Source organism: Picrophilus oshimae DSM 9789, assembly GCF_900176435.1.
Lineage (GTDB): Archaea > Thermoplasmatota > Thermoplasmata > Thermoplasmatales > Thermoplasmataceae > Picrophilus > Picrophilus oshimae.
In genome coordinates this window covers 450702-475189 of record NZ_FWYE01000001.1, presented here as the reverse complement: position 1 = coordinate 475189, position 24488 = coordinate 450702, and the positions used below count along the sequence as shown (strand labels likewise).

23 protein-coding genes are annotated in these 24488 nt (G+C 37.2%); 11 read left to right on the top strand and 12 right to left on the bottom strand.

Annotated features, from left to right (window positions below):
* Positions 1-237: 237 nt before the first annotated feature.
* The gene (gene purM, locus B8780_RS02605) at positions 238-1245 is read left to right on the top strand and encodes a phosphoribosylformylglycinamidine cyclo-ligase (RefSeq protein WP_084272553.1); all 1008 of its coding nucleotides are present in this window, start codon (positions 238-240) and stop codon (positions 1243-1245) included.
* Here the strand turns inward: purM and B8780_RS02600 are convergent.
* The gene (locus B8780_RS02600; protein WP_084272552.1) at positions 1242-2642 is read right to left on the bottom strand and encodes a DNA-directed DNA polymerase II small subunit; all 1401 of its coding nucleotides are present in this window, start codon (positions 2640-2642) and stop codon (positions 1242-1244) included. The two genes, purM and B8780_RS02600, sit on opposite strands and share 4 nt — an antisense overlap.
* A 118-nt stretch (positions 2643-2760) precedes the next feature.
* Between B8780_RS02600 and guaB the strand changes: the two genes are divergently transcribed.
* Together guaB and B8780_RS02590 are read left to right on the top strand one after the other, a co-directional pair.
* Positions 2761-4212, top strand: a complete 1452-nt coding sequence (gene guaB / locus B8780_RS02595; protein ID WP_084272551.1) for an IMP dehydrogenase — start codon at positions 2761-2763, stop codon at positions 4210-4212.
* 34 nt (positions 4213-4246) lie between these two features.
* Positions 4247-4501, top strand: a complete 255-nt coding sequence (locus B8780_RS02590; protein ID WP_084272550.1) for a hypothetical protein — start codon at positions 4247-4249, stop codon at positions 4499-4501.
* Here the strand turns inward: B8780_RS02590 and B8780_RS02585 are convergent.
* Both B8780_RS02585 and B8780_RS02580 read right to left on the bottom strand, forming a co-directional pair.
* Entirely contained in the window at positions 4483-5409 is a 927-nt protein-coding gene (locus B8780_RS02585; RefSeq protein WP_084272549.1) for an ABC transporter ATP-binding protein, read from the bottom strand. The two genes, B8780_RS02590 and B8780_RS02585, sit on opposite strands and share 19 nt — an antisense overlap.
* Positions 5406-6212: an ABC transporter permease gene (locus B8780_RS02580; RefSeq protein WP_084272548.1), complete on the bottom strand. Its 807-nt coding sequence runs from the start codon at positions 6210-6212 to the stop codon at positions 5406-5408. The genes B8780_RS02585 and B8780_RS02580 overlap by 4 nt, the downstream gene beginning before the upstream one ends.
* Positions 6213-6325: 113 nt before the next feature.
* Here B8780_RS02580 and B8780_RS02575 point away from each other — a divergent pair, with 113 nt between their 5' ends.
* Genes B8780_RS02575 through B8780_RS02560 form a run of 4 tightly spaced genes read left to right on the top strand, consistent with a single transcriptional unit; the run spans position 6326 to position 10462 of the window.
* Positions 6326-7135 (top strand): hypothetical protein, encoded by an 810-nt coding sequence (locus B8780_RS02575; protein WP_084272547.1) that lies wholly within the window; start codon positions 6326-6328, stop codon positions 7133-7135.
* A 54-nt stretch (positions 7136-7189) separates the two neighbouring features.
* Positions 7190-8413, top strand: a complete 1224-nt coding sequence (locus tag B8780_RS02570; protein ID WP_084272546.1) for an NAD(P)/FAD-dependent oxidoreductase — start codon at positions 7190-7192, stop codon at positions 8411-8413.
* Positions 8414-8472: 59 nt separating this feature from the next.
* Entirely contained in the window at positions 8473-9375 is a 903-nt protein-coding gene (locus tag B8780_RS02565; RefSeq protein WP_084272545.1) for a homoserine kinase, read from the top strand.
* Positions 9368-10462, top strand: a complete 1095-nt coding sequence (locus B8780_RS02560) for an aminotransferase class I/II-fold pyridoxal phosphate-dependent enzyme (protein ID WP_084272544.1) — start codon at positions 9368-9370, stop codon at positions 10460-10462. The genes B8780_RS02565 and B8780_RS02560 overlap by 8 nt, the downstream gene beginning before the upstream one ends.
* Here B8780_RS02560 and B8780_RS02555 read toward each other — a convergent pair.
* Positions 10457-11506 (bottom strand): mevalonate 3,5-bisphosphate decarboxylase, encoded by a 1050-nt coding sequence (locus B8780_RS02555; protein ID WP_084272543.1) that lies wholly within the window; start codon positions 11504-11506, stop codon positions 10457-10459. The genes B8780_RS02560 and B8780_RS02555 overlap by 6 nt on opposite strands.
* Positions 11499-12077 carry a mevalonate-3-phosphate 5-kinase gene (locus B8780_RS02550; RefSeq protein WP_084272542.1) on the bottom strand — a complete coding sequence of 193 codons (579 nt, stop codon included), beginning with the start codon at positions 12075-12077 and terminating at the stop codon, positions 11499-11501. Before B8780_RS02550 ends, B8780_RS02555 begins: the two co-directional genes overlap by 8 nt.
* 98 nt (positions 12078-12175) lie before the next feature.
* Here B8780_RS02550 and B8780_RS02545 point away from each other — a divergent pair, with 98 nt between their 5' ends.
* Genes B8780_RS02545 through B8780_RS02535 form a run of 3 tightly spaced genes read left to right on the top strand, consistent with a single transcriptional unit; the run spans position 12176 to position 14116 of the window.
* Positions 12176-12793, top strand: coding sequence for a superoxide dismutase (locus B8780_RS02545; RefSeq protein ID WP_011177281.1), 618 nt, complete (start codon positions 12176-12178; stop codon positions 12791-12793).
* A gap of 29 nt (positions 12794-12822) precedes the next feature.
* The gene (locus B8780_RS02540) at positions 12823-13452 is read left to right on the top strand and encodes an N-glycosylase/DNA lyase (RefSeq protein ID WP_084272541.1); all 630 of its coding nucleotides are present in this window, start codon (positions 12823-12825) and stop codon (positions 13450-13452) included.
* A 4-nt stretch (positions 13453-13456) separates the two neighbouring features.
* On the top strand, positions 13457-14116 hold the full coding sequence (locus B8780_RS02535) for a hypothetical protein (protein WP_084272540.1): 660 nt from the start codon (positions 13457-13459) through the stop codon (positions 14114-14116).
* Here the strand turns inward: B8780_RS02535 and B8780_RS02530 are convergent.
* Positions 14097-15506 (bottom strand): THUMP domain-containing protein, encoded by a 1410-nt coding sequence (locus B8780_RS02530; RefSeq protein WP_084272539.1) that lies wholly within the window; start codon positions 15504-15506, stop codon positions 14097-14099. The two genes, B8780_RS02535 and B8780_RS02530, sit on opposite strands and share 20 nt — an antisense overlap.
* Positions 15507-15614: 108 nt before the next feature.
* On the opposite strand from B8780_RS02530, the gene B8780_RS02525 reads away from it, so the two are divergent.
* Positions 15615-16166 carry an NADPH-dependent FMN reductase gene (locus B8780_RS02525; RefSeq protein WP_084272538.1) on the top strand — a complete coding sequence of 184 codons (552 nt, stop codon included), beginning with the start codon at positions 15615-15617 and terminating at the stop codon, positions 16164-16166.
* A 1-nt stretch (position 16167) separates the two neighbouring features.
* Here the strand turns inward: B8780_RS02525 and B8780_RS02520 are convergent, their stop codons facing one another.
* From B8780_RS02520 to B8780_RS02495, 6 genes are all read right to left on the bottom strand, one after another.
* Positions 16168-17343 carry a mandelate racemase/muconate lactonizing enzyme family protein gene (locus B8780_RS02520; RefSeq protein WP_084272537.1) on the bottom strand — a complete coding sequence of 392 codons (1176 nt, stop codon included), beginning with the start codon at positions 17341-17343 and terminating at the stop codon, positions 16168-16170.
* 39 nt (positions 17344-17382) lie between these two features.
* Positions 17383-19305 carry a V-type ATP synthase subunit I gene (locus B8780_RS02515; protein ID WP_084272536.1) on the bottom strand — a complete coding sequence of 641 codons (1923 nt, stop codon included), beginning with the start codon at positions 19303-19305 and terminating at the stop codon, positions 17383-17385.
* A gap of 4 nt (positions 19306-19309) precedes the next feature.
* Positions 19310-19630, bottom strand: a complete 321-nt coding sequence (locus tag B8780_RS02510) for a hypothetical protein (RefSeq protein WP_084272535.1) — start codon at positions 19628-19630, stop codon at positions 19310-19312.
* A gap of 90 nt (positions 19631-19720) precedes the next feature.
* A complete protein-coding gene (locus B8780_RS02505; RefSeq protein ID WP_236719358.1) occupies positions 19721-20353 on the bottom strand; it encodes a V-type ATP synthase subunit D in 633 nt (210 codons plus the stop codon).
* Entirely contained in the window at positions 20343-21725 is a 1383-nt protein-coding gene (locus tag B8780_RS02500) for a V-type ATP synthase subunit B (RefSeq protein ID WP_084272533.1), read from the bottom strand. Before B8780_RS02500 ends, B8780_RS02505 begins: the two co-directional genes overlap by 11 nt.
* Positions 21718-24486, bottom strand: coding sequence for a V-type ATP synthase subunit A (locus B8780_RS02495; RefSeq protein WP_084272532.1), 2769 nt, complete (start codon positions 24484-24486; stop codon positions 21718-21720). The genes B8780_RS02500 and B8780_RS02495 overlap by 8 nt, the downstream gene beginning before the upstream one ends.
* Between the last annotated feature and the right edge of the window lie 2 nt (positions 24487-24488).

Here is a 24488-nt window from a genome sequence, read left to right as displayed (position 1 = left end):
CTCCCCTATTAATAATCATGTATTAATAGGTTCATTTGTGTGTATACTCGATATAACTAACTTCAATATAAACGTTTTGTTAATAGCTATTTTATTATAAAAATTAAAAAAATACATTGTATTTATTTTAATATTGATATTTTTACATGAAACCCGTAATATCATAGATTTTCAATAAATTTTGTATGTTTTTAACAGGCATATATAAAATTTTATCTTATGATGTAATTACATATTATGAAGGAGGGCATAATCAACAGAAAGGAACAGGGTGATTTTGTATCAACACTTATAAGACAGATGAAATTCCGCCGTGATGATTTTAAGCAGATCAACGGTATTGGTGGATTCACATCATTAATAGATTTTGGAAACTTTGCAATAACTTTAAACAACGATGGCGTTGGAACAAAGACGATAATAGCCGAGGAGGTTGGAAAATACGATACTATAGGAATAGATTGCATAGCAATGAATGTTAACGATGCAATAACCATCGGCTCTGAACCAATAGCAATGGTTGATTATATATCATTAAAAAGGGTTGATAATGAAATTGCAAGGCAGCTTGGCATTGGATTCAACATTGGGGCACAGATGGCTAACATAAATATAGTTGGCGGTGAAACTGCCATAGTACCTGACCTTGTAAACAATATAGATGTCTCCGGCACAAGCCTGGGCATAATAAAAAAGGAGCAGATAGTATCAGGTGATTTTGTCAAGGAGGGAGATTTAATATACGCTCTTAAAAGCAGCGGCCTTCACTCAAATGGGTTTACGACCGTGAGAAGAATACTAAAGGATAATAATGTATCATACGATGAGAATTTTCCAAATGAGAACAAAAAGGTTTATGAGGTGTTACTTGAACCAACAAGGATATACGTAAGGGAGGTGCTTGACATGCTTGGCATAGTCAATATAAAGGGCATGGCAAACATAACCGGAGGCGGAATAAAGAATATAACAAGGATAAAGGATCTTAAATATATTATAGATAATCCAATAAAACCGCAGAACGTATTTAACGTTTTAATGGATCTTGGCAGGCTTGAATACAAACAGATGTACGAGATATTCAACATGGGCATGGGATATATAATAATAATAGATGAGGAGAGCAAGCTTGATCTTGTTAATACTTTAAGGGGGCGTGTGGATTTCAAGGAGATAGGCCATGTTGAGAACGGCTCTGGAATATCAATACCTGAATACGGCGTTGAGCTTTCAGGCTATTATTAATCCTTGAAATCCATTTTAATAACGTTGTTTGAATTCAAATCAAACAATGTTGCTATTGAGGGATTTGGTGAAAAGTTCATCATCTTCTGGTACTCTGTCTGTGACTGCCACGTTGATGAATTAACGTATCTAACTCCATGATAGTTGCCAAGCGAATGCGAATGTATATGGCCTGTTATAAAGATATCTGGTATCTTTTCTATAACATGGTAATCAATCTTTGATGGTATTATTGGTGTTTTTCCACCGTAAACAGGTGCAAGATGCCTCCTCTTAAGTAATTCCTCTATTGCTGAGCCGACACTTGCATAATTTGCCCCTGGAACGAGCTCGATCATATCATTTAATGACATGCCATGATATATTAATACATTCTTTCCATTTATTTCAATGTTAAATGGATTTGGTATCAGATGAACATTTTTATTAAAAAAATCAGAGATCTTCTTTGAAAAAACAGGCTGCGGCTCTGCAAGTCTTACATTGTCATGGTTTCCCGGTGTTAAGAAGATATCTATATCATCTGGCAGTTCGTTTAAATACTCTGCCAGTTTTTCGTACTGTTCAAATGGATTTAATATCTCTATGTCGTTTTCCTGGCCTGGATAAACACCAATTCCATCGACAACATCGCCGCTTAGTATTAGATATTTTAGATACTGTGCTTCATTTCTTGATGATTTTATCCATGATATTAATTTTTGAAAATCATTTTTTCTGAATGTCCTGCTGCCAACGTGTATATCAGATATGGATGCAATGTATACTGGTTCTTTTTTATCCTCATAGATCATCTTTCTTGGTATATCGGGCCTTATTATCTCATCAGCAAACATTACCGTGTCCCCGCCGGTTCTGCTGATGGATCCTATAATACCTATCACCTCATCCTCGAGTATTAATTCATTTGAAAGGCCCTTGCTTTTTAATAAAAAGACATCCATATGATCGTCAAGATCCTCGACAAGAAGTTTTTTATGACCGTTCTTTGTTGTGCTTATATCTGAAACGATACCAACGATCTTTACCTTCCCCTGTGAAACCTTTGCACTTTTTATTGTTAATGTACCACGCATCTCCGATGATTGTATTATCATCTTTCTTATCTTTTCATATCTGTCAACGAACATCTCCCTGAAGTCTTCCACGGAACTGTGAGCCCTTATATCCGGTACATAGACTTCAAAATCGTTTTTTTCAACCTTTGGTGATCTAATAAGCCTTAGAACCTCGGATTCGCTTAGATATCCAGAACTTATAACATCATCAGAGAGCATTTTTGGTATTAATTCACCCATGCTTCTTTCAAGTATTATATTAAGTGCACCAGGCGATACAAGTATTCCATGATCCTGGAAGTATTTTAGTATTGATTCCCTGTCCTGGAAAAGTTCCATGGACTTCCAGTGAGATATAAAATAAGGTTTTATTGGTAAAAAACCTGGTAACATTTTATGATTATATATAAAAAAAAATAATAATTAATTTTATTTATAATGATTGTCTTTAGTTACAATGTTTAAGGAAAAGTTTGAAAAGATAATTGAAGGATATACATTTGATGATGTGCTGCTTTTACCATTAAAGTCAGGTGTTGAGCCAAGGGATGCAGATGTATCAAGCATGTTCTCAAGGCATATAAAAATCAAGGTTCCAATAGTAAGCTCACCAATGGATACGGTTACAGAAAGCGAGATGGCAATAGCCATGGCAAGATACGGTGCACTTGGTGTTCTTCACAGAAATATATCAATAAACGAGCAGCTTGAAATGGTAAAGCGGGTCAAAAAGGAGGAGACAATAATAATAAGAGATGTTATAACAGTTGATGAGAATACACCGGTAAATGTTGCAAGAACCATAATGATGACAAGGAATATAGCCGGACTTCCAGTTGTAACAGCCGGAAAATTGTCAGGAATTCTTACAAAACGCGATCTTGAGTTCTCTGACAACAAGGGCCTTGTAAAGGACATAATGACAAAGGACGTTATCTATGCCGATGAGGATATCTCAATAGATGAGGCAAAATATATATTATACAAAAACAGAATAGAAAAGCTGCCCCTTGTTGATAAAAAGGGAAGATTAACAGGTTTAATAACTGCCAAGGACATAAAAACAAGGGAGAGATTCCCGGATGCCTCCAGGGATAATGATGGAAAATTAATGGTTGGCGCGGCAGTTGGTCCATTTGATATAAACAGGGTCCTTGCACTTCAGGATGCCGGTGTTGATTTTATTGTTATTGATACGGCTCATGCCCATAACATGAACGTTGTTAACTCAATTAGGGAGATGAGGAAAAAAATAAATATAGATATAATAGCAGGAAACATAGCAACGGGAGATGCAGCAAATGATTTGATTGATGCCGGTGTTGATGGCCTTAGGGTTGGCATTGGCCCCGGATCAATATGCACAACAAGGATAGTTGCAGGCATCGGTGTACCACAGTTAACTGCAATATCAAATGTGGCCGATGTTGCTGAGAAAAACGATATACCTGTAATAGCCGACGGTGGAATAAGATACTCCGGTGATATTGTTAAGGCACTTGCTGCAGGCGCGTCAACCGTAATGCTTGGTTCCCTGCTTGCCGGAACCGACGAGAGCCCGGGCATGGAAATGATAATAAATGGAAGGAAGTATAAATCATACAGGGGCATGGGGTCAATAGGCGCCATAAAGGCGGGAAAATCTGACAGGTACGGAAAACTTGAAAACAATAGCTTCATAGCCGAGGGTGTTGAGGGAGCCGTCCCATACCGCGGCAGGGTTTCAGAGATACTGTTTCAGCTTGTCGGTGGGATAAAAACAGGCATGGGCTACGTTGGTGCGGCCAATATAAGGGAACTTCATGAAAAATCGATATTCATAAGGATCAGCGAGAACGGCCTTAGGGAGAGCCACCCGCACGATATAAGAATTATATCTGAACCGCCAAATTATCAGAATTACCAGTAATAAAGAATAAATTTTTTGTTGTAATTTTTAATTTATGGATTTAAATGAAATGATATTAAAGGAGCTCGAAAACGGCCCGGTAAAGGAAGAGTATTTAATATCAAAATTAATAGATAAAAATTACAATTACAATAATTTAAAAAGATCTGATTACATAAAAATAGGTGCCGAGATCATACTGGAGAATAAGATAATCTTTGCCATAGATAATCTTGTAAAAACCGGGAGGATAAAAAGGAAAAAATTGAATATTGATGGAATTGAGGATCTCTATTTATTATTGCCCTGAAGTATCGAGATGTATGCCTCCTCAAGCTGCGATCCTACAACATCGTAGTATATTACATTTCCTATTTTTACAAGATCTGATAGTATTCTTGCCCTGGATGCATCAGAGCCGTCAAAATCTATTATAACAGAGTTTTTATCATACGATGATACATTGTAACCTGCGTTTTTTATCTTATCAATCATCATATCATCAACATTTTCAATAAATCTTGCAATGACCTTCTTTATATTAAATGACGATGATATTTCATCTATGTTTCCTGAGGCTTTTATTGAACCGTTGTTTATAAAAACAACATAATCGCAGGTTTCTGAAACCTCGGATAATAAATGTGAGCTCATAAACACGAGCTTTTCCTTCTTTAATTCTAGAATAACATCACGGAATAGCTTCCTTTCGAATGGATCCAGACCGCTGGTTGGTTCATCGAGGATCAAAATCTCAGGATCAACTATCAGCGTGGATGCAAAGACAACCCTCTGCCTCTGACCCTTTGATAAACCGGATATCTTTGCATTCAAATCAGGAAGTGCAAGTTTTTTTGAGTAATATTCTATCCTGTTTTCTATATCCTTTTTGTTTATGCCGCGTAGCTCGGCAACATAGCTAAGAGACTCACTGACCCTTAGATACGGATATGGCAATGGCGTTTCTATTAATGCACCTATTTTTTTAAGTGCCATCACAGGTTCCTTTGTAACATTTATATTATTTATCATTACTGTTCCGCTATCAGGCCTTATTAAATTTACAAGTATCTTAAGGCTTGTCGTTTTGCCGGCACCGTTTGGACCAAGATAGCCTATTGCACCATTGCCATCATAACTAAATGAGATGTTTTTTAATGCCTGGAAATTGCCAAAACGTTTTGAAACGCTGTTAAATGATATATTATTCATGTTCATCCCTTTACCTCTTTATATTTATATAGTATTATTGCAAGAGCTGTAAAAATTACCAGATACAGTGCAAGTATAATTATCCCCTCATAAAATGATGGTAAAAATGAGTACATTTTTATTCCATGTATTGTTGAAACACTCTTTGTCGAATATTTTGATAAAAGGACAAGGTAAACGATCTCGCCACCAAAGGTTATGAACATGTATGGTGCATAGCCAACAAAGTCTGATACAACGTCCTGTATTATCGGGAAGACTATGATTACCAGGAGTATCGTTATTATCATTCCGGTAAGCGGCGTTTTAAAGAGGGCCGAGAAGAAGGTTGCAAAGGCAACAAAGGCTGCCGAAAACAGTAAAAGAATAAGTATAACAAGGTATGATTTTGATGGAATTGATCCGTATAAATAATATGAGCCGCCGAGACCTATTAAAACATACGATAATAATATAATAAAAGTTGATATAACTGCTGCAGTGTACCTGCCAAGAACGATTATTGATCTTGGAACGGGCTGAACCATTGAATAGTATGCTGACTGCGTTCCCGTATCAATGGATATTAGATCACCACCAAAGAATGCGGCGACTATTGATGTTAAAAATATAATAAAAGAAGATAGGTATCCATATAAAAATGATGAATCAGTCCCTGACTTTAACAGTGAATAATCAAAGTGTATATCAAGTACTGTAAATATTAATGATATGGCTATTGCAATGCCAAGCAGTCCAATAAATCTTCTGGATCTTATGTAAAAGAGAAGCTGATATTTAAGTGATGTTAAATACTGTGAAAATGACATGGAAATAAGATAAAATTGAAGTATTTAAATATTATGTATTAAAATAATATCATAGACAATATAAAAAAAGAATTTTGTGTATACTTTAAATATGTGATTTTAATCTTTATATTATGTACAAAAAAATTGCAGTTGCGGTTGTGCTGCTCTTTATGATTGGACTCGTTTTTGTACCTGTTTCCCACGCATCAACTGTAACTGTCTATGTTAACAAGAACACAAACGATGCAAACGTTACATATTCTTCCTATACATATATAAAGGTAACAAAGAATGGTACATCAAACATGGCAAATTTAACATTTAATTTCCTTGCAAGATATTTCGATTATAACATGACGTATTACATGAACACAACGCAGTTCAACAGGATGTTAATGCATTTAAACATGCATAACGTCACGATAAAGTATTCAAATGTAACAATAATGCAGCAGTTCAAAATGCTTACAGACAAATCATTTATAAAATATTACAACAACAGCATAGCATTCAATGTTACAGGCATAATAAAAAATAATACAATAAATATGTCATGGAGGGGCCTAAATGGCATGAAGCTGCCACACACAATCATGGGCTCAAAAACATTTGGATTCCATTACAACACGGCAAACTACAGTGTATTTGATCAATCACTGGTTAAATGGCACAGATACTTTAATGCAGCAAACAATTACACGGTTTTTACATACAATGCAGGTAAGACCGTGAATACATATATAAACACAACGTTTGTAAATATACACATAGTATCAGACCCATCATATAAATTAATAGTGCCTGGAGATGCAAAGGCGGTAAATGCAAATTCAATAGAGATAATAAACAATCATACAGTTTCATACACAATGTACTATATAATAGCGGCAGTCGCAGTAATAGCTGCAATAGCAGGTCTTGTTTATTATAAGAGAAGATAAATCCATTTTCTTCTTTTTAAAAATAGTTTATTAACACATTATTATTTTCTTTTCATGTATGATGCCATTATTGTTGGTGCTGGCATAACAGGTTTAAGTTCTGCATACCATATAAAAATGCGCAATCCGGATGCAAGGATCCTTGTTATCGACAGATACGGAACCTTTTCCCAGGGAAACACGGGTAGAAGTGCTGCTGGCTTTAGGGATTTCTTTTCATCAAGATTGAATTACATTTTATCAGCCTCATCGATTTCCTTTTATAAACATGTACAGGAGGATCTTAAATACGATCTTGGCATGATATTTAATGGATATCTGTTTTTACTCGATAAGGAATATGATAAGAATGATCTTTTAAAATATAAACATGCAAGGATCATAGAAGATGATATAAGCGATATCTTTAACATGAAGAACGATAACGATCTAATGAATGTTGCAAGCATAAAGACGGCAATATTGTCTGAAAATGCAGGTATAATAGAGCCTGATAAATTATCATCGTTTTATTATAAAAAACTCCTTGAAATGAACGTTGACTTTATGTTCAGGACCGAGGTAAAAAGGTTAATATTATCACCAAGAAGGCCTCTAGATTATGCAGGAGAACCGTTTATATGGCAGGATAAATACATATCAGGTATCGAAACAGACCATGGAATAATAAACGGAGATACCATAATATTATGCTCTGATGTCTGGACGCCTTTAATAACGGACCCGCTTGGCATAGATTCATACATTAAACCTAAGAAGAGGCAGGTATTTCAGATTTCAGGCCCTGAAATAGAAAAGATCATAAGAATGGACAGGTTCACGGATACAAACGTTTTCCCGTTCACAGTCTTTCCGTCAGGTTCTTACATAAGGCCGGTACCGGACAATTCATCCTTCTGGGCCGGTGTTGCAGATAATACCGGAAGACCGTTCAAGCTTGATGATGATCCAAGGGCCGAGATAGACTTTTATAATTATAATATAAAGCCAATATTCGATCTATACTTCCCGGCTACAAGAAGCTCAAAGGTTACAACCATGTGGGCAGGCCACTATGCATACAATACAATAGATTACACACCTTACGTTTTTAGGAACATGAATTTAATTATTGTTTCTGGAACCTCCGGCAGTGGCATAATGAAGGGTGATTCAATAGGAAGGTCTGTTGCGGCAATTTACATGCATGATAAATACGTTGACCTCTCCGAGGGCAGAATCGATATAAATGATTTATCGCCATTGAGAACGCCACAGAGGGAGGAAATTGTGCTTTAATTACCATGAGTAATATATCATTAAATAATAAATTTATTAGATAAGATCATTCTAATTTAATGATTGCAATTAGCTACTCATCATCGGCGAATCTCGGGCCGGGATATGATATACTATCCATGGGGCATGACGCCTTTTACGATGAGGTTGAGGTTCTTGAGGATCATTCAAATGAGATAAAGATTTCCGGTGATGGAATACCGCTTGATTACAAAAAGAATACGGCCGGGCTAAGCGCCTCAATGATATTAAATGATTATGGAATAAAAACCGGTATTAAAATAAACATAAAAAAGGGCATACCTGCAGGTTTAGGCCTTGGCAGCAGTGGTGCGTCTGCAGCTGCCGCTGTAAGGGCAATAAACAAACTTTTTAACCTTGGCATGAGCCATGATGAGATGGTTCACTATTCAATGCACGGTGAAATAGCCGCATGCGGGTCGGCACACCCTGACAATGTTTCCTCTGGAATATACGGCGGGATCACACTTGTGCAGTCAAAGAACCCTGTAAAAATAAAAAAATTAAAGATAAATTTGAATTTTTCAATACTTTTGGTCATACCGGAGTTCTTCATGGAAAACAAAACAATGTATGCAAGATCCCTTGTTCCATCAAAAATAACGATGGATGAGCATATAGAATCAACACAGAGGCTATCATCATTGATCTCAGGATTGATCACCGGGGACAGGGATCTTGTATCATATGGAATGAATGATAACATCGTTGAAAGGGCAAGAATAAGAATGTTTCCCTACTATTATGATCTAAAAAGAAGGGTAATTGAAAACAATGCAATATCGGCATGCATCAGCGGTGCTGGACCAACCGTGCTTATACTTTATGATGACAAATCAGATTACAATGGCATTTTAAGATCGGTGGATGATGTTATGAGATCATATAATATAAAATATATTTTAAAAAAATCAAGGATTATGGAGGCATACAATGATTGAAACAGATATTAATGATATTTATGGAAGGCCCCTGGTATTTCCAATATACCAGACTGGATCTTATGAGATTCCAGGCGGTGAAAAATTTAGATACTCAAGGGAGTACAACCCAACGGTTGAGAATTTAAATAATGTAATAAAAAGACTTGAACATGGTGATCTTGCAAATTCCTTCTCTTCAGGCATGGGCGCAATAACAACAACGCTTTTATCAATCTTAAGGCCTGGTGATGAGGCCGTGACGCATATAGATACGTTTGCAAGGAGCTATCATTTCTTCTCTGAATTCTTGAGATCCTTTGGAATAAAAACAAGAATATCAAGACCTGGAACTGAAAATATACTTGAGGAGATAAACAAGAGAACAAAGCTTGTTTTCATAGAAACGCTGAGCAATCCAGTACTAAGGGTATATGATATAGACGAGATCTCAAAGGCATGTTCAGAGAACGGTGCACTGCTAATATGCGATTCCACCTTCGCAACGCCCTATAATTTAAAAACGCTTGATCACGGTGCAGATGTTGTTATACACAGTGCATCAAAATTTTTATCTGGTCATAATGACGTAATCGCAGGTGTTGCTGCGGGATCATATGATTTAATAAAAAGGATAGATGATACCAGGCGCAGTCTTGGAACATCAATGGATCCAAATACAGCGTTCCTTGTGGAGCGCGGTATTAAAACACTGGATTTAAGAATGGAGAAAATTAATGAAAACGCAATGAAGATAGCAAGGTTTCTAAATGAATCTCCCAGGGTATCGGATGTAATATATCCAGGGCTTGAAAGCCACCCGGATCATGGAATAGCATCAAGATTGCTGAGAGGTTACTCCGGCGTTATTTTATTTAAATTAAAAAAGGATTTTAATGATTTTATAGATAAATTATCAAATATAAAGGCTGCGAACACCCTTGGTGGTTTAAATACAATTGTTTCAAATCCATATACGATGTCACACAGATCACTGAACAATGATGAGCTAAAGATTCTTGGTATAGATAAGGATTATGTAAGGTTATCTGCCGGTATAGAAAATCCAGAAAATATAATAGAGGAACTAAACACGGCCATATCATAGTTCCTCTATAATGATCTTCTCTGGAAAATTGCCGCTTATACCATCAAGATCAAGATCGTTAACGAACCTTGAAAGCTCATTCATTGATGTTGACATAACAACAATGCTTGTTCCTGTATCAGATGTGAAATAAACGTTTTTGTAGTTATTTAATGATGATCTTAATTTTCTTATAATGTCTAAATAATGCTTTTCATATATAATATATCCAGAGGATATTAAAAGCGCCTGCAGCCTGTACATATCCTTCATGGAGTATTCAAGCATCATCCTTGTATTGAATTTGTTTTCAATGATGTCTATTATATCAAAAAATTTTGATTTGACCCATGCATTATAAAAAATTGATGAGGATGCATAATCATGTGCATTTAATGTCTCTATTCTTGATCTCATTGGTATGGCATAGAAATGGAATAAATCGTCTTTTCTTATTTCGAAGCCAATTGAAGATAAATCGTCTATTCCAGGATATGAAAGCCACATTGAAAGGTTTCCTGCCGCAGATCTGGTACCGGAGCCAGAGACATGCCTGGCCAGGTATGATACAAAACCCCTGTCTTTTGCAGCATCCATGCCAAAGACTGCTGCGGCAACGGCCCTGGCGGTTGCCGATGCCACGGCTGCCGATTCTCCAAGGCCTTTGGCATCCCTGTATCTTCTATTTATCCTGATGTTAAACTCAAATGCTGCATCTATTCTATATTTTTTCCTGAGAAATGACAGGGCCTTTTCAGCCCTTTTGTAATACTTTTCATTGTTTTTCCCGTTGAATATAATCTTATCATTACCAGATCTCAGTACCTTGCAGGTAACATCACATGATGAAAAGTTCGTTGTGAACGATATCGATGGAAAGTTGGCTATGTTATTGTCTTTATCATAGTATCCAAGGAATTTATAAAGACCTGTTATTGGGTATCCATTTGCGTGGAACGTTTTATTGTATTTAATATCAGGTGAATAATCACCTGATTTATTATAAATGCCGAGTTCAAGAAGCATATTTCTTATTTTTTCACCATAAACATTAAGATCATTCAATTAAATCACCAAGCATTTCCATGGTTTCATCAAAGTTTATGTTATCAATTTTTTTTACATTGTAATCGCCGCATTTTTTTATCGAGTAATCTTCCATAATTTTGTAAACAGGCAGCTGTTCTGCAAGCCTTTCACCTGGATCGTTTTTATGTGTATACATGGTTCTGCTTAAAAGACGGCTTCTGTGAATCTCAATATCCGATATATAAATATAGAAGACCTTTATTTTATTAAAAAGATCATTATCAAAAAGGCCCGGATCAAAGTATAATGATTCAATGACCATTGATTCACCGTTTCTTAATGCCCTTGATATGATTTTATTATAACCATTGTACATTAAACGTGCCTGATAAAGATATCCTTTGATTACATTTTCATTGGACATCGGGCCAAAGAACCTCCAGGCATCATAAACACTTACATTCATTATCTCATCATTTAAATATGATCTTAAAAACTCCCTTAGATAATCACCGGAAAGCACAATGTCTATATTTTTTTTCCTTGCAATATATGCCGAAAGACTGGTCTTACCAACACCCGGTATGCCACCAATGAATACTATCATTGATTGCGTATCGTTTTAAATTTAATTATTTTTTCATTAATTCTTTTTTATTTAATATTTCACTAAATTTTTAAATATCATTTTAACATATTATAAGCATGGCAGAGACATGGGAAGTAAAGGAAAAACTAAAACCGAGGGGACTTGACGGCATATCCGACCAGCAAATAGACTACCATTTTGATTTCCATTATAAGGGCTATGTGACAAAGCTCAACGAGATCTGGTCAAAGCTGCCGGATGTTGATTTAAGCAAGGCAAACCAGAACTACAGCGATCTAAGGGAGATGAAGCTTGAGGAAACATTCAACTATGATGGCTCAATGCTTCATGAGTATTACTTTGAGTCGCTAACAAAGGATCATACAGAGATACCGGCAAGTGTAAAGGAGCAGATAGAGAAGGACTTTGGCAGCTATGAAAAGTTCGTTGCACTTTTCAAGGCAACAGGTACGGCCTTCAGGGGCTGGGCACACCTGATATTCGATTTAAACTATGGAAAGCTGAGAATAGTGGGTGCAGACATACACAGTGCAGGTGCAATATGGAATGCAATAATGATATTGCCACTGGACGTCTATGAGCATGCATATTACACAGATTACGGTGCAAAGAGGGCACCATACCTTGACGCCTTCATGAAGAACGTAAACTGGAAGGTTGTTGAGAAGAGGCTTGAGAAGGCAAAGAAATTATACGAGGTTTTCAAGGAATAAGTTTTTTTATATTTATTTTATTCATGTAAATGATATCCAGCGATTACATTAAAGATAAAATACTTGAGATAGAAAACATTCAAGGAAATCTCATAAGATCAAGGATCTCAGAGTTTAAAAGGCTTAAAAAGAGCGATAAGTACACACTGTTTAAGGAGCTGTCATTCTGCATACTTACCGCAAATACATCTGCCGAGCTTGGATTAAAATGCCAGGCATACATTAATGATGGATTTTACAGGCTTGATTACAACGATTTAAGGGAAGAATTAATAAAAGTTCATTACCGGTTTTACAATAAAAGGGCATCCTATATTATCGGTGCAAGGGATATTATAGACGATCTTGAATATATAGTTAACATGGACGATCATTTTAGGGCCCGGGAGATATTAATAGAAAGGGTCAAGGGCATAGGCTACAAGGAGGCGTCACACTTCCTGAGAAATGTTGGCATCTTTGATTTTGCAATACTCGATAAGCATATAATTAAATTCATGAAGAACAATTATTATATAAAATATGAGAATAACAGCAGCAGAAGGAGATACCTGGAAAATGAGATTGTATTTAATGAGCTTGCAAAAAAATTTAATATGGAGCCCGGGGTTTTTGATCTTTACATATGGTACATTGAAACCGGAAAGATATTAAAGTGATTTAATGAGGGTAATAGCAACATATGAATACACAAAACAGTTTATAAAGCATGATGGTTCTCTTGAAAACAGGATACTTGGCAAGTGCCTTGATGACGTTGTTTCAGGCATGGTTTATTATTCCGGTTATATTAAAAGAGATATATCATTAAAGGCAATCAAAAAGTTCATAGTTGAATTCAAAAGTGAGGCAAAATCAAACGAATTAAAAATAGAGAACATGGATTTTTACATAAATACTGCATGGAGGTTCATACACGCATTCAAAGGCAGCGAGATATATAAAAACAGGTTCATGAAGGAAAAAACCAGGCTTATAGTTATAAACGGCGATGCCGGTGTCTATGCACAGCCTGATTTCATAGATTATAATAACAAAACATTCTATGAGATGAAGAGCTTTTCAGTCAGGCCCGCGCCTTTATATGTAATAAAACAGGTAAGGATTTTCCAGCTTGCCTATCCTGATTTTAAATCCTATATTATAGGAATACCAAGGGATAAAAAATATATAAGAATACAAAGGGTAAGGGTAAATGAATCCTCAGAAAGAACAAAAAAGAGCCTTTTAAGATCTTTGTATAATTACGCCATGGAAAACGGCAGGGACATAGATTATAAGGATGCAATATTCAAAAGGCACTTTACAAGCTATTCGGTTTGAGCCTTTTTACATTGTTTTCCGTTGTATAATATGCATTGATTCCATTTTTTCTTAGAATTGATGCTGCATAGGCGCTGTTAAGGCCCTTCCTGCAGTAGAACACATAGGTTTTATCCTTATCAAAATTCATGTTTTTTAGATTTTTTACATCGATGTTTAATGATCCGTTCAGATGCCATTTTATATAATCGCTGGCAGGCCTTAGATCCATGACAACCGCATCATCAGGTATGTCCCTGATAAAGCTTAATTTCATTGCATTTATATAATTATTTATCTCACTGTATTTTAATACCAGCGAGGTTTTCATTAAATCAATATTATAATATCTCATCTCATTATTTAATTCATCCACGGAGACCCTCACACCCGGCCTTTTTGAAACAATGGAGCAGAACTCACCAAGGTGGTTATACTCGAAGATCTCCAGCTCCCTGGATTTTGATACAATTTCATCCTTGTCAAAGCCTATTAATGGCCTTAGTATTGGATGGTCAATTCCATGTGATAATGACCTTAGATTTTCAAGCGTCTGTGAAGAGACCTGTCCTATGGACTCACCTGTTACCATTGCATTGTAATTCTTTAATGAGCATAGATTGTCCGCATAAAGATATAAAAGCTTTTTAAATATTAAATTCCCGTATTTTTGATTTCTCTCCATTATTCTCGATGCAAGCTCTGTTCCATCTATTATGTATATTAAAGGATCGTAGCCATAACTGTATTTATCAAATAATCTCCTTGCAGATAAGAGCATGTTGTATGTATCCTCTGGATGTGCAAATGAGCAGAACAGCAGGTCGCATGGTGATCCGCGCTTCATAACCATGTAAGTTGCCAGTGGTGAATCGTTTCCACCGGAGAACAGCGATAATGCGGATCCCTCGGAGCGCAGCGGCAGCCCACCGGTCCCTGGAATTATTCTATCAAAAACATAGAATTTATCGTCCCTTATCTCTATGTAAATGGGAACCTCCGGATTCTCGAGATCCACACCGTTTGAATTTTTATATAATGCATCGCCTACTATTCTCTCAACGTCCTTTGATGTGAATTTATGATTTCCAGCACGCTTTGCAAAGATGCCGAATGTTTTTTTATATACCTTTTCATTGTAAAGCCTGTATACGATGTTTTTTATATCATCGATTGAAGAGAATTTAAACATTAATGCGCTTGAAAATGATTTTATGCCAAAGATCCTCTTTAATAAATCTGAAATGTCATTATCTGACATGACATATATCCTGCCCCTTGTTCTTATTACATCGGCATTGATGTTTAACGATTCAAGGGCCGCCTTTATATTGTATGATAGTATACCCTCCATCTTTCTTCTGGCCCTTTCCCCCTTTATGCCGATCTCAGAATATCTTACAATGTACATTGTATGAATATTACCAATGAATATATTATCTTTTTAAAATTACCATATATTAATTATGTTAATGTAAATCAACTTTTATTATTATATAATAATAAGCAATAACGTAGCATGATAAATATAGTTGGCATAGGCGGTAGCCTTAGAAAGAACTCATATAACAGGTATTTAATGCTTGAGGCTGCAAAATTAATGCCCGATGGCTCCAAACTAAAGATTCTTGACATCTCCGGACTGCCATTTTACAACCAGGATATTGAAAACAACTACCCTGAGAACGTTAAGAATTTTAAAAACGAGATAAAAAATTCTGATGGAATACTCTTTGTAACGCCAGAGTACAATTATTCGGTTCCTGGATATCTAAAAAATGCAATAGATCTTGCATCAAGGCCATACGGTGATAATTCCTTCAATGGAAAGCCTGCGGCAATAATGAGCGCATCGATAGGTATGCTTGGTGGTTCCAGGGCACAGTACCATCTAAGGCAGAGTTTTGTATTTTTAAATATAATTCCAATAAATACACCTGAGGTCTTTGTTACAATGGCATCCCAGAAATTTGACGAGAATGGGAACCTAAGGGATGAGGATGCAAAGAAATTTATGAGACAGCTTCTAGAGAACCTTGTTAATACTGCAAGGAAATTAAAAAATGATTAATTTATTTGTATGTTCCAGAGACAACCCATGATGGCTCGTTTTTATTGAATTCCTCCATGCCATCATAAATTAATTTTTCCATTAATTTTTCATCTGCTGTTATGCCAAGCCCAGGCTTCCCTGAAAGTTTGAAATGCCCGTTTTCTATCCTGTATCCTGAGAAAAGATTTCTCTTCCAGTCAGGCCATGAGTCCTCAAAGCTTTCCTGTATTAAAAAATTGGTCAGTGTGTAATCAACGTTTAACGTTGCGGCAGTCTGAACCGGTCCAAAGGCATTATGAAATGCCATGAGGCCTCCAAAGGATTCAACTATTGCAGAGATCTTCTTTGCCTCAAGTATTCCCTTTGAATTTGTTAGATCTGCCTGTACTATGTCGACCATGCCCTGTGATATGTACCTTGCAAAATCCTCCTTGTTTAAAAGCCTCTCACCAAGTGCAACCGGTGTATTTACATACCTTTTAAAATCAAAGAGGCCCAGCTCCATCTCAGGATGTATTGGCTCCTCTATAAATAACGGATTAAACTCATCAAGTGCCTGGCCAACCTTTATTGCATACTTTGTTGAGAACCTTCCATGGCATTCTATTAAAAGATCTATATTTTCACCAAGCTCTGACCTCATTGCCGAGACTATATCAACGGCCTTTTTTATACCATCGTTGCCTATCCTGTCAAAGTTGTTTCTAAACGGATCGAACTTAAATGCAGTATATCCCTTTTTTATGTATTCCTTTGCCCTTGAAACAAAGTCATCAGGTTCCAAACAGTCAGAGTACCAGCCATTGGCATAGGCCCTGAGCTCAGAATTGTATTCACCACCAAGCAGATTATACACGGGCGTACCAAGATCCTTGCCTATTAAATCCCATGAGGCTATTTCAAATGCACTTAGGGCTGATGTTGCCTCCATGGATCTTGATAGGTAAAATGAATGCTTATAAAACTCGCGCATGTTCTTTTCTATATTAAAATAGTTCTGATCCTTAAAGACACGCTCAACCTCGCGCATGCTTTCCTTAACAGGAAGCGTCATGAACGTTGTTGGTGCCTCTCCATAACCAACGTTACCATTGGACGATGTCAGCTTAACTATCAGGATTGTTGAGCTCCATGGAGATGATTTTTCCCCGGGAGATCCAAGCTCGTATATATCTACGCTTTTTATTGTCTCCATGGAGTAAGATATAATATAAAAATATTAATATTATGATGGTTACCTTTCATTGTCCTTTTCTGTGTATTTTCTGTTTGCAGCGAATGGCCTGAATGGTTTTCCGTTGCCAAAATAGAACTTTGAGAAGAATTCAACGTATATAAGCCTGGCCCCCTGTATTCCAGGCTCGAACACAGATATTATTAAATTAAATATCTGGCCTATTGCAAGTATTATAACACCAAGTATTATAAAATAGAAGGGCATGCTAAGCGTTGAAACAAAGACCCTGTTTATAACCAGTGCAAGGACAACAGTGGCAAGAAGAATTCCCACAAGCCTTGTATATGATAGTATATGGCTTATTATGGATGGTATCTCCATTAGGCTCTGCCTGCCCTCGAAGATTAATATAAGTATAAAGCCAAGGACGATCATTATATAGCCTATTAAAGATGATAAAACATCAGGGCTTAGCGAGATCCTGTGCAGCAAATTAAGGCCTATATCTGCTATGCCAAGCGCGAGAAGTATCCAGCCGAACTTTGCAACGGCCTCCCTTCTCTTGTTTATATAAACGTTGTTTATTATTCCAAGTATAAAACCAAAGATCACCATCGCAAGGCCTATGTATCCTGATATTAAAAGAAGCTTTCCTATGTAAACAATTGGAAATGGTCTTGGATTGGCAACAAACGGTCTTGGGTATATTGTAAATCCAAAGAACTCGTTGAATATTATTCCAACTATTATACCTATTATTGATCCGGGTATTAATGCCTTTGCAAGCGTTTTTAGCGAGTTTTTACTCATTATTGTAAGGACAAACCTTGATAAAAACTTCGGTATATGGCTCCTTTGAACTGGATGATCTACTCTGTGTATTATAAAAAGTGATATTAGTAATATAACAAGGCTGTAGCCGGCATCACCAACCATTAAACCAAAGAATACTGGAAAGACTATTGCAAAGATTATTGTAGGATCTATCTCATACTCCCTTGGCAGGGAGTAAAACCTCACAAAGAACTCAAAGATCTTTAGTCTTTTTGTGTTCTTTAACAGCGTCGGCGGCTCCTCGTCCGTTTCAATTCTTTTTATGTAAATTTCGTTGTTTGAGTCCCTGCTTAAAACCTCATTTATGGTTTTTTCCATGGCCACTGGTATCCAGCCTGTTATTGCAAAAGCGGAATCACTTGACGCGAGCTCTGATTCTACATCGTATTCGTTTGCATATATTTCAAGCTCCTCTGATACCTGTGCTATTGTTTCATACCATTTATCTGATATCTCATTTAATCTTTTATTTAAATCGTTTAGTTTATTATTTACATTTAAAAGCTCATTTTTCCATGATGCAAGAACGTCGCCAATCTTACCTGAACCCTCAGGAACAGGCATTATAATGTAATTCTGCGGCAGCCTTGATATTAAATTATCATATGCGTTTTTTTCAACGATTATTAAATAAAAATTGTTTAATTTTATCTTTGATACGCATCTATTACAGTCGCCAATAAATGGCAGCGCTGGCTCCTCAATTACAACACTTTTAACGTGATCGTTATTAAATATTGAAAGATCATAATCAAGGTTATGCATTATTTCAAGCGGTTTAATATTATTCTCAAGATCCCTTTTTAATGCTATTAATTTATCCTCATTATCCTTTATTTCATTTAGATCGTTTTCTATTTTTATACTTTCTATTTTTGATATTAAATCATCTATGCCTTTGAACCTGGCCCTGCTCCTTATCTCCCTTTTTGGAAGCATTGATAGATATCCCCGGAATTTCTGTAAATAATTGTATACATCCTTGTACATGCTATTTTCATACCTTTTATTGAATACCGATGAGATCTTCTCACCGCTGTCCTCCACCTGCATTGCACCAAGCTCGTGCAGATCCCTTACTATAACATCGCGGTATTTATTTAACGATATTATAATTATCTTCTCCATTTTTTCAGGCTTTAACATTGAATCACTCTTTTAAATATTCAATAACCCTGTTTATAACAAACTCACGTATTTCATCCTCTGAGAGCTTTAATTTCATCAGATCTGCCTCTGCCTTGGCCTTGTTTATTAACTCAACGTACCTCTTTTCCTCCTCGGCCCTGGCCTCCATGATTGCAGCATTGTACATGTTTAATGATTCCTCCTCTGTACTCTTTGCCTTCTCCTCGTACTCCGATTTTATTTCCTTAATCTCGTTTTCCTTTTCCTTTATAATGTTCTCGATCTCCTTTTTTATGCTCTCTTCCTTATCTTTTATAACCTTCAATTCATCAAGCTCAGTCATAGAAAAACCTCCATAAATATGAATAGAATAAGTCCTATGGATAACGATACATTAACAGCGAATATTATTATTTTAATCAGCCTGAACTTATCAACGCTGCGGTTCATCGAGCACGTGCTCCTTTACGAACTTCAGGGAGGAGAAGCTCTCCCTCTCAAGCTCATCAAGATGATCCTTAATAAACTTTAGGTTTGACTCCATTCTTGGTATCATAATATTCTCTATTGCGTTTGACCTCCTGTTCGTTTTGTCTATTTCATATAAAAGCTTGCGCATGGCAACCTCTTTTTGTGATATTTCCATTAACTCATTGAATACCCTTTCAAAGAGCTTTATTGAATCATAAACGGATACCGGAACTGAAGATACAAGATAATCCTCTGTTAGTCCTGTTTTTCCATATTTTGTATCGAGCTCTGGTATCTTTACACCCATGATGTTGCGCATGTTCATTGATATATCCGGATTCGATGATAGATATGATAGCCTCTCTATTTCCATCTGCCCCTCGATGATCTCTGCCATCTTTATTTCATTTATGGCAGCCGCTATATCATTTCTAAGGGCCTCCCTCTTGCCCTTTATTTCATTTGCGATCTTCATGAATTCCATGACAAGGGCCTGCCTCTTCATCTTTAGAAGATCGAGGCCCCTCCTTGCCACCTTTATTCTCTTCTTTGTGTTTATTAATTCAATTCTTGTTGCCTTAACATTATTTGCCATTGTTCCACTTCCCATATTTTGGTATATGGGCGGATTTAACCTTCTTCATCTCATCCACAGGCAGTACAGATAGAAGATCCCAGCCAAGGTTTAATGTGTCCTCTATGCTCCTTTCAATGTTGCCCTGGTTTACATATTTGTTCTCAAAATCCTCTGCAAACTTAAGATATAATTTGTCTGTTTCTGTTAATGATTCCTCACCAACGATCTCACTCATTGACCTTGCATCCTTTCCCTTTGCATATGATGCATATAGCTGATCTGCCAGACCCCTGTGATCCTCCCTTGTATGATCCGAACCAATACCCTGGTTCATTAACCTTGACAGTGATAAAAGGACGTCCACCTCTGGGTATATGTTTCTTTTGTTTAGATCTCTAGACAGTGTTATCTGGCCCTCGGTTATATAGCCTGTTAGATCCGGAACCGGATTTGTTATATCGTCACCGGGCATTGTGAGTATTGGTATCTGTGTTATCGAACCATTTCTGCCGCGGATCTTGCCGGCGCGCTCGTATATTGTGCTTAGATCCGTGTACATGTAGCCAGGATACCCGCGGCGGCCCGGTATTTCATTCCTTGCAGATGAGATCTCACGCAATGCCTCGCAGTAGTTTGTCATGTCCGTTAGTATAACCAGCATATTCATTTCCTTTTCATATGCAAGGTACTCAGCTGTTGTTAGCGCTATCCTTGGCAGGACAATTCTGTCCATTGATGGGTCTGATGCAAGATTTAAAAATATTACTGAATTTGAAAGGGAACCTGAGCTCTGGAATTCATTTATAAAATAATTTGCCTCCTCGCTTGTAATGCCTATTGCACCAAAGACAACACCGAAGTTCTCGGTCCCCTTCAATGTTTTTGCCTGCCTGGCTATCTGCGCTGCAAGCCTGTTGTGTGATAAACCTGCACCTGAGAAGATCGGAAGCTTCTGTCCCATAACAAGCGTGTTCATACCGTCTATTGTTGATATTCCGGTTTGAACGAACTCGCTTGGTTCCTCTCTTGAATATGGATTTATTGCACTGCCGTTTATATCAAGTTTGTCCTTTGAATATATCTTTGGACCGTTATCTATTGGCTCACCAAAACCATTGAAGATTCTCCCAAGCATATCGTCTGATACAGGCAGCCTGAATGTTGAGCCTGTAAATTTCACACTTGCATTTGATGTGCTTATACCCGTTGTTGATCCATATATCTGAACTATTGAAAGGCCGTTTCTTGTCTCAAGAACCTGGCCACGGCGTTTCTCACCGTTATCAAGAATAATATCAACGATCTCATTATACGATGTGTCCTTTACATCCTCAACAAAAAGTAACGGACCACTGATCTGTGAAACTGATCTGTATAAAACATCACGCATTTACACCACCGACCTCAATCATGCTGTTATACTCATCATTTATCTCCTTTATGATATTTTTATAGAAAGCCGGAAAGTCCTGTTCTGATACCTCCTTCATCCTTGAAATCTTTGATCTTGCGGGTATTGACGTTATCTGGCTTATCTTCATTCCATGATTCAATGCGTTCATCTGCATTTCATAAACTGTTTTTATAATCTTTAACATCATGTACTGCTTCTTTATTGAGCAGTAGGTATCTATATCATCAAAGGCGTTTTGCTGGAGAAAATCCTCCCTTATCATCTTTGCTATGTCAAGAACGTTCTTCTCCTTCTCAGGCAGTGCATCATAGCCCACGAGCTGAACGATTTCCTGGAGCTCTGACTCCTTCTCAAGCAGATCCATCATTGTTTTATATATCTCTGGCCAGTCAGGTCCAACATTTTCTATATACCATTTTGATAGATTGTTTGTATACAATGAATATGATGTTAACCAGTTTATTGATGGGAAGTGCCTCCTTGATGCCAGTGATGCATCCAGGGCCCAGAATACACGTGTTACCCTTAAAGTGTTCTGAACAACCGGATCAGATAGGTCACCGCCTGGAGGTGATACAGCACCGATAAGCGTAACAGAGCCTGTTCTCTGATCCTCCGCAATAATCTGGGCATTTCCAGATCTTTCATAGAATTCAGAGATCCTCCTGCCAAGGTATGCAGGATAACCTTCCTCTCCTGGCATCTCCTCAAGCCTGCCGGATATTTCACGCAGTGCCTCGGCCCACCTGCTGGTTGAGTCTGCCATTAATGCCACGTTGTATCCCATATCACGGTAGTACTCGGCTATTGTAACGCCAGTGTATATGCTTGCCTCCCTTGCCGCAACAGGCATGTTTGATGTGTTTGCTATAAGAACTGTTCTCTGCATTATTGGCTTTCCTGTCTTTGGGTCCATAAGCTCAGGGAATGTGCTTAGTATCTCTGTCATTTCGTTTCCGCGCTCTCCGCAGCCGACATAAACAACAATATCGCTGTCTGACCACTTTGATAGCTGGTGCTGTATTACAGTGTTGTGCAATAGTATTGCGCCGTAGCCGCCGACAAAGTTGCTTCCAAAGTCCGGTGTGGTTACATCGTAAACATCGAATGGCCCTGGCAATATTTCTATTGATTCAATCTCATCAGGATATAGATCAAAATCATCATCTGCATTATTTGATATTAACAATGTTTCATTATTATCTATTAATTCATTTTCCATTGAATTAAGAATTTTCATGTTTTCTGCTTTTATTTCGATTAAATTTTTCCTTATTGAATGGATTATTCCAAGACCTGTTAGCATGTATGATATCTTTAAAATGTTTTGCTCATTATCATGTAATTTAATAACATCATCGTGATATAACTTACCATAAAGATATCCATTTATAAATGAGGTGGCGCATGTCCTTGACCTCATTATCTCTGATGGTATACCACTGGAGATCATCCTGGCTATAAAATCCTTGAGACCATCGTTCTTTATTAAAACCCTGCCATTTTTGTATTCAATGTTAATTGTCTTTAATTTAAAAATGTTCATTGCAAGATTTATAAATCTGTCCTTTATGGATGCATCAATTAAAATGCCATCCTCTATGCTGCCGTATGATGCGTACAAACCGAGAAGTTCTGATTCATCGCCGGATAGATAATTTTCATCCTTATTATTGAATCTTTTTATTGATGCTATGAAATCGCCTGTGTTTAGATATCTTGCCTCGGTTTCAATGATTTTATCATCAACAAATCTGAATAGTTTATGCACTGGTGTTACCTTAACCTCCCTGCCAGATGCCGTTCTTATTTTAATTATTGAATCGCTCTTGCCCTTGTATATATAATTCGAGGTGCTTTCGTTTACATGGCCGTTGTAAAATGAATAAAGCCTGAGGGGCTCATCAAGCCTGATAAGTGTTTCGTTTTCATTTTTATATTCCACAGTTCCACTTGATTTATTGTATATATCCTCTATGCTCATTACAGTTCCATCTGCCAGAAGCACTGGCGTATCACCTGTAACACACTTTCCTGATCCAAAAGGCCCTGGAACTGCAACGGTACCTCCCTTTGCAACCGGGAAGAATGCATCTATAACCCTTTGACCTGTTATTAATGGAATCTCAGGCGGAAACTTATGGAAAACACGCCTGGCTTCCCTTACAGGCCAGATCTGCTTCAATTTTATTTCATAATCACCGTTCCTGGTTTCTATGATTGCAACGGTATCTGAAACCTTAAATTTACCAGATTTTATTGATTTAACGGTACCCTCAACACCATATGGAACCATGATTTTATTCTTTATTATCTCTGTTTCATCAACCTCGCCTATGATAAAATTCGATTTTACCTGCTGCCCCTCATTGACAAGTGGTTTAAAGTCCCAGAGCTTTTCCTCGTTCAGTGGCGGTATGTTTACACCCTTTGCAATAAAATCACCGGTTTTTGCCCTTATAACGTCCAGGGGCCTTTGAATGCCGTCGTAAATTGAGGATAAAAGACCGGGGCCAAGCTCAACTGATAATGGTTTCCCTGTTGAGTAAACCTTTTCACCCGGCCTTAACCCGCTTGTGTCCTCATAAACCTGTATTGTCGCCTTGTTGCCTGAAATTCTAATAATCTCGCCAATAAGGCCCAGCTCGCCAACCCTGACGACATCAAACATCTGGGCATTTTCAATATCCTGTGCAATAACAACCGGACCTGAAACGCTGTATATTGATCCTGACATGC

Excerpts from the sequence above, each read along its gene's own strand:
- B8780_RS02550 (WP_084272542.1), bottom strand. The coding sequence starts at position 12,077 with ATGATAGTATTCATTGGTGGCATACCGGGTGTTGGTAAGACCAGTCTT.
- B8780_RS02580 (WP_084272548.1), bottom strand. The coding sequence starts at position 6,212 with ATGTCATTTTCACAGTATTTAACATCACTTAAATATCAGCTTCTCTTT.
- B8780_RS02495 (WP_084272532.1), bottom strand. The coding sequence starts at position 24,486 with ATGTCAGGATCAATATACAGCGTTTCAGGTCCGGTTGTTATTGCACAG.
- B8780_RS02500 (WP_084272533.1), bottom strand. The coding sequence starts at position 21,725 with ATGCGTGATGTTTTATACAGATCAGTTTCACAGATCAGTGGTCCGTTA.
- B8780_RS02510 (WP_084272535.1), bottom strand. The coding sequence starts at position 19,630 with ATGACTGAGCTTGATGAATTGAAGGTTATAAAAGATAAGGAAGAGAGC.
- B8780_RS02540 (WP_084272541.1), top strand. The coding sequence starts at position 12,823 with ATGATATCCAGCGATTACATTAAAGATAAAATACTTGAGATAGAAAAC.
- B8780_RS02520 (WP_084272537.1), bottom strand. The coding sequence starts at position 17,343 with ATGGAGACAATAAAAAGCGTAGATATATACGAGCTTGGATCTCCCGGG.
- B8780_RS02565 (WP_084272545.1), top strand. The coding sequence starts at position 8,473 with ATGATTGCAATTAGCTACTCATCATCGGCGAATCTCGGGCCGGGATAT.
- B8780_RS02530 (WP_084272539.1), bottom strand. The coding sequence starts at position 15,506 with ATGTACATTGTAAGATATTCTGAGATCGGCATAAAGGGGGAAAGGGCC.
- B8780_RS02575 (WP_084272547.1), top strand. The coding sequence starts at position 6,326 with ATGTACAAAAAAATTGCAGTTGCGGTTGTGCTGCTCTTTATGATTGGA.
- purM (WP_084272553.1), top strand. The coding sequence starts at position 238 with ATGAAGGAGGGCATAATCAACAGAAAGGAACAGGGTGATTTTGTATCA.
- B8780_RS02570 (WP_084272546.1), top strand. The coding sequence starts at position 7,190 with ATGTATGATGCCATTATTGTTGGTGCTGGCATAACAGGTTTAAGTTCT.
- B8780_RS02600 (WP_084272552.1), bottom strand. The coding sequence starts at position 2,642 with ATGGAACTTTTCCAGGACAGGGAATCAATACTAAAATACTTCCAGGAT.
- B8780_RS02515 (WP_084272536.1), bottom strand. The coding sequence starts at position 19,305 with ATGTTAAAGCCTGAAAAAATGGAGAAGATAATTATAATATCGTTAAAT.
- B8780_RS02585 (WP_084272549.1), bottom strand. The coding sequence starts at position 5,409 with ATGAACATGAATAATATATCATTTAACAGCGTTTCAAAACGTTTTGGC.
- B8780_RS02535 (WP_084272540.1), top strand. The coding sequence starts at position 13,457 with ATGAGGGTAATAGCAACATATGAATACACAAAACAGTTTATAAAGCAT.
- B8780_RS02590 (WP_084272550.1), top strand. The coding sequence starts at position 4,247 with ATGGATTTAAATGAAATGATATTAAAGGAGCTCGAAAACGGCCCGGTA.
- guaB (WP_084272551.1), top strand. The coding sequence starts at position 2,761 with ATGTTTAAGGAAAAGTTTGAAAAGATAATTGAAGGATATACATTTGAT.
- B8780_RS02560 (WP_084272544.1), top strand. The coding sequence starts at position 9,368 with ATGATTGAAACAGATATTAATGATATTTATGGAAGGCCCCTGGTATTT.
- B8780_RS02525 (WP_084272538.1), top strand. The coding sequence starts at position 15,615 with ATGATAAATATAGTTGGCATAGGCGGTAGCCTTAGAAAGAACTCATAT.
- B8780_RS02505 (WP_236719358.1), bottom strand. The coding sequence starts at position 20,353 with ATGGCAAATAATGTTAAGGCAACAAGAATTGAATTAATAAACACAAAG.
- B8780_RS02545 (WP_011177281.1), top strand. The coding sequence starts at position 12,176 with ATGGCAGAGACATGGGAAGTAAAGGAAAAACTAAAACCGAGGGGACTT.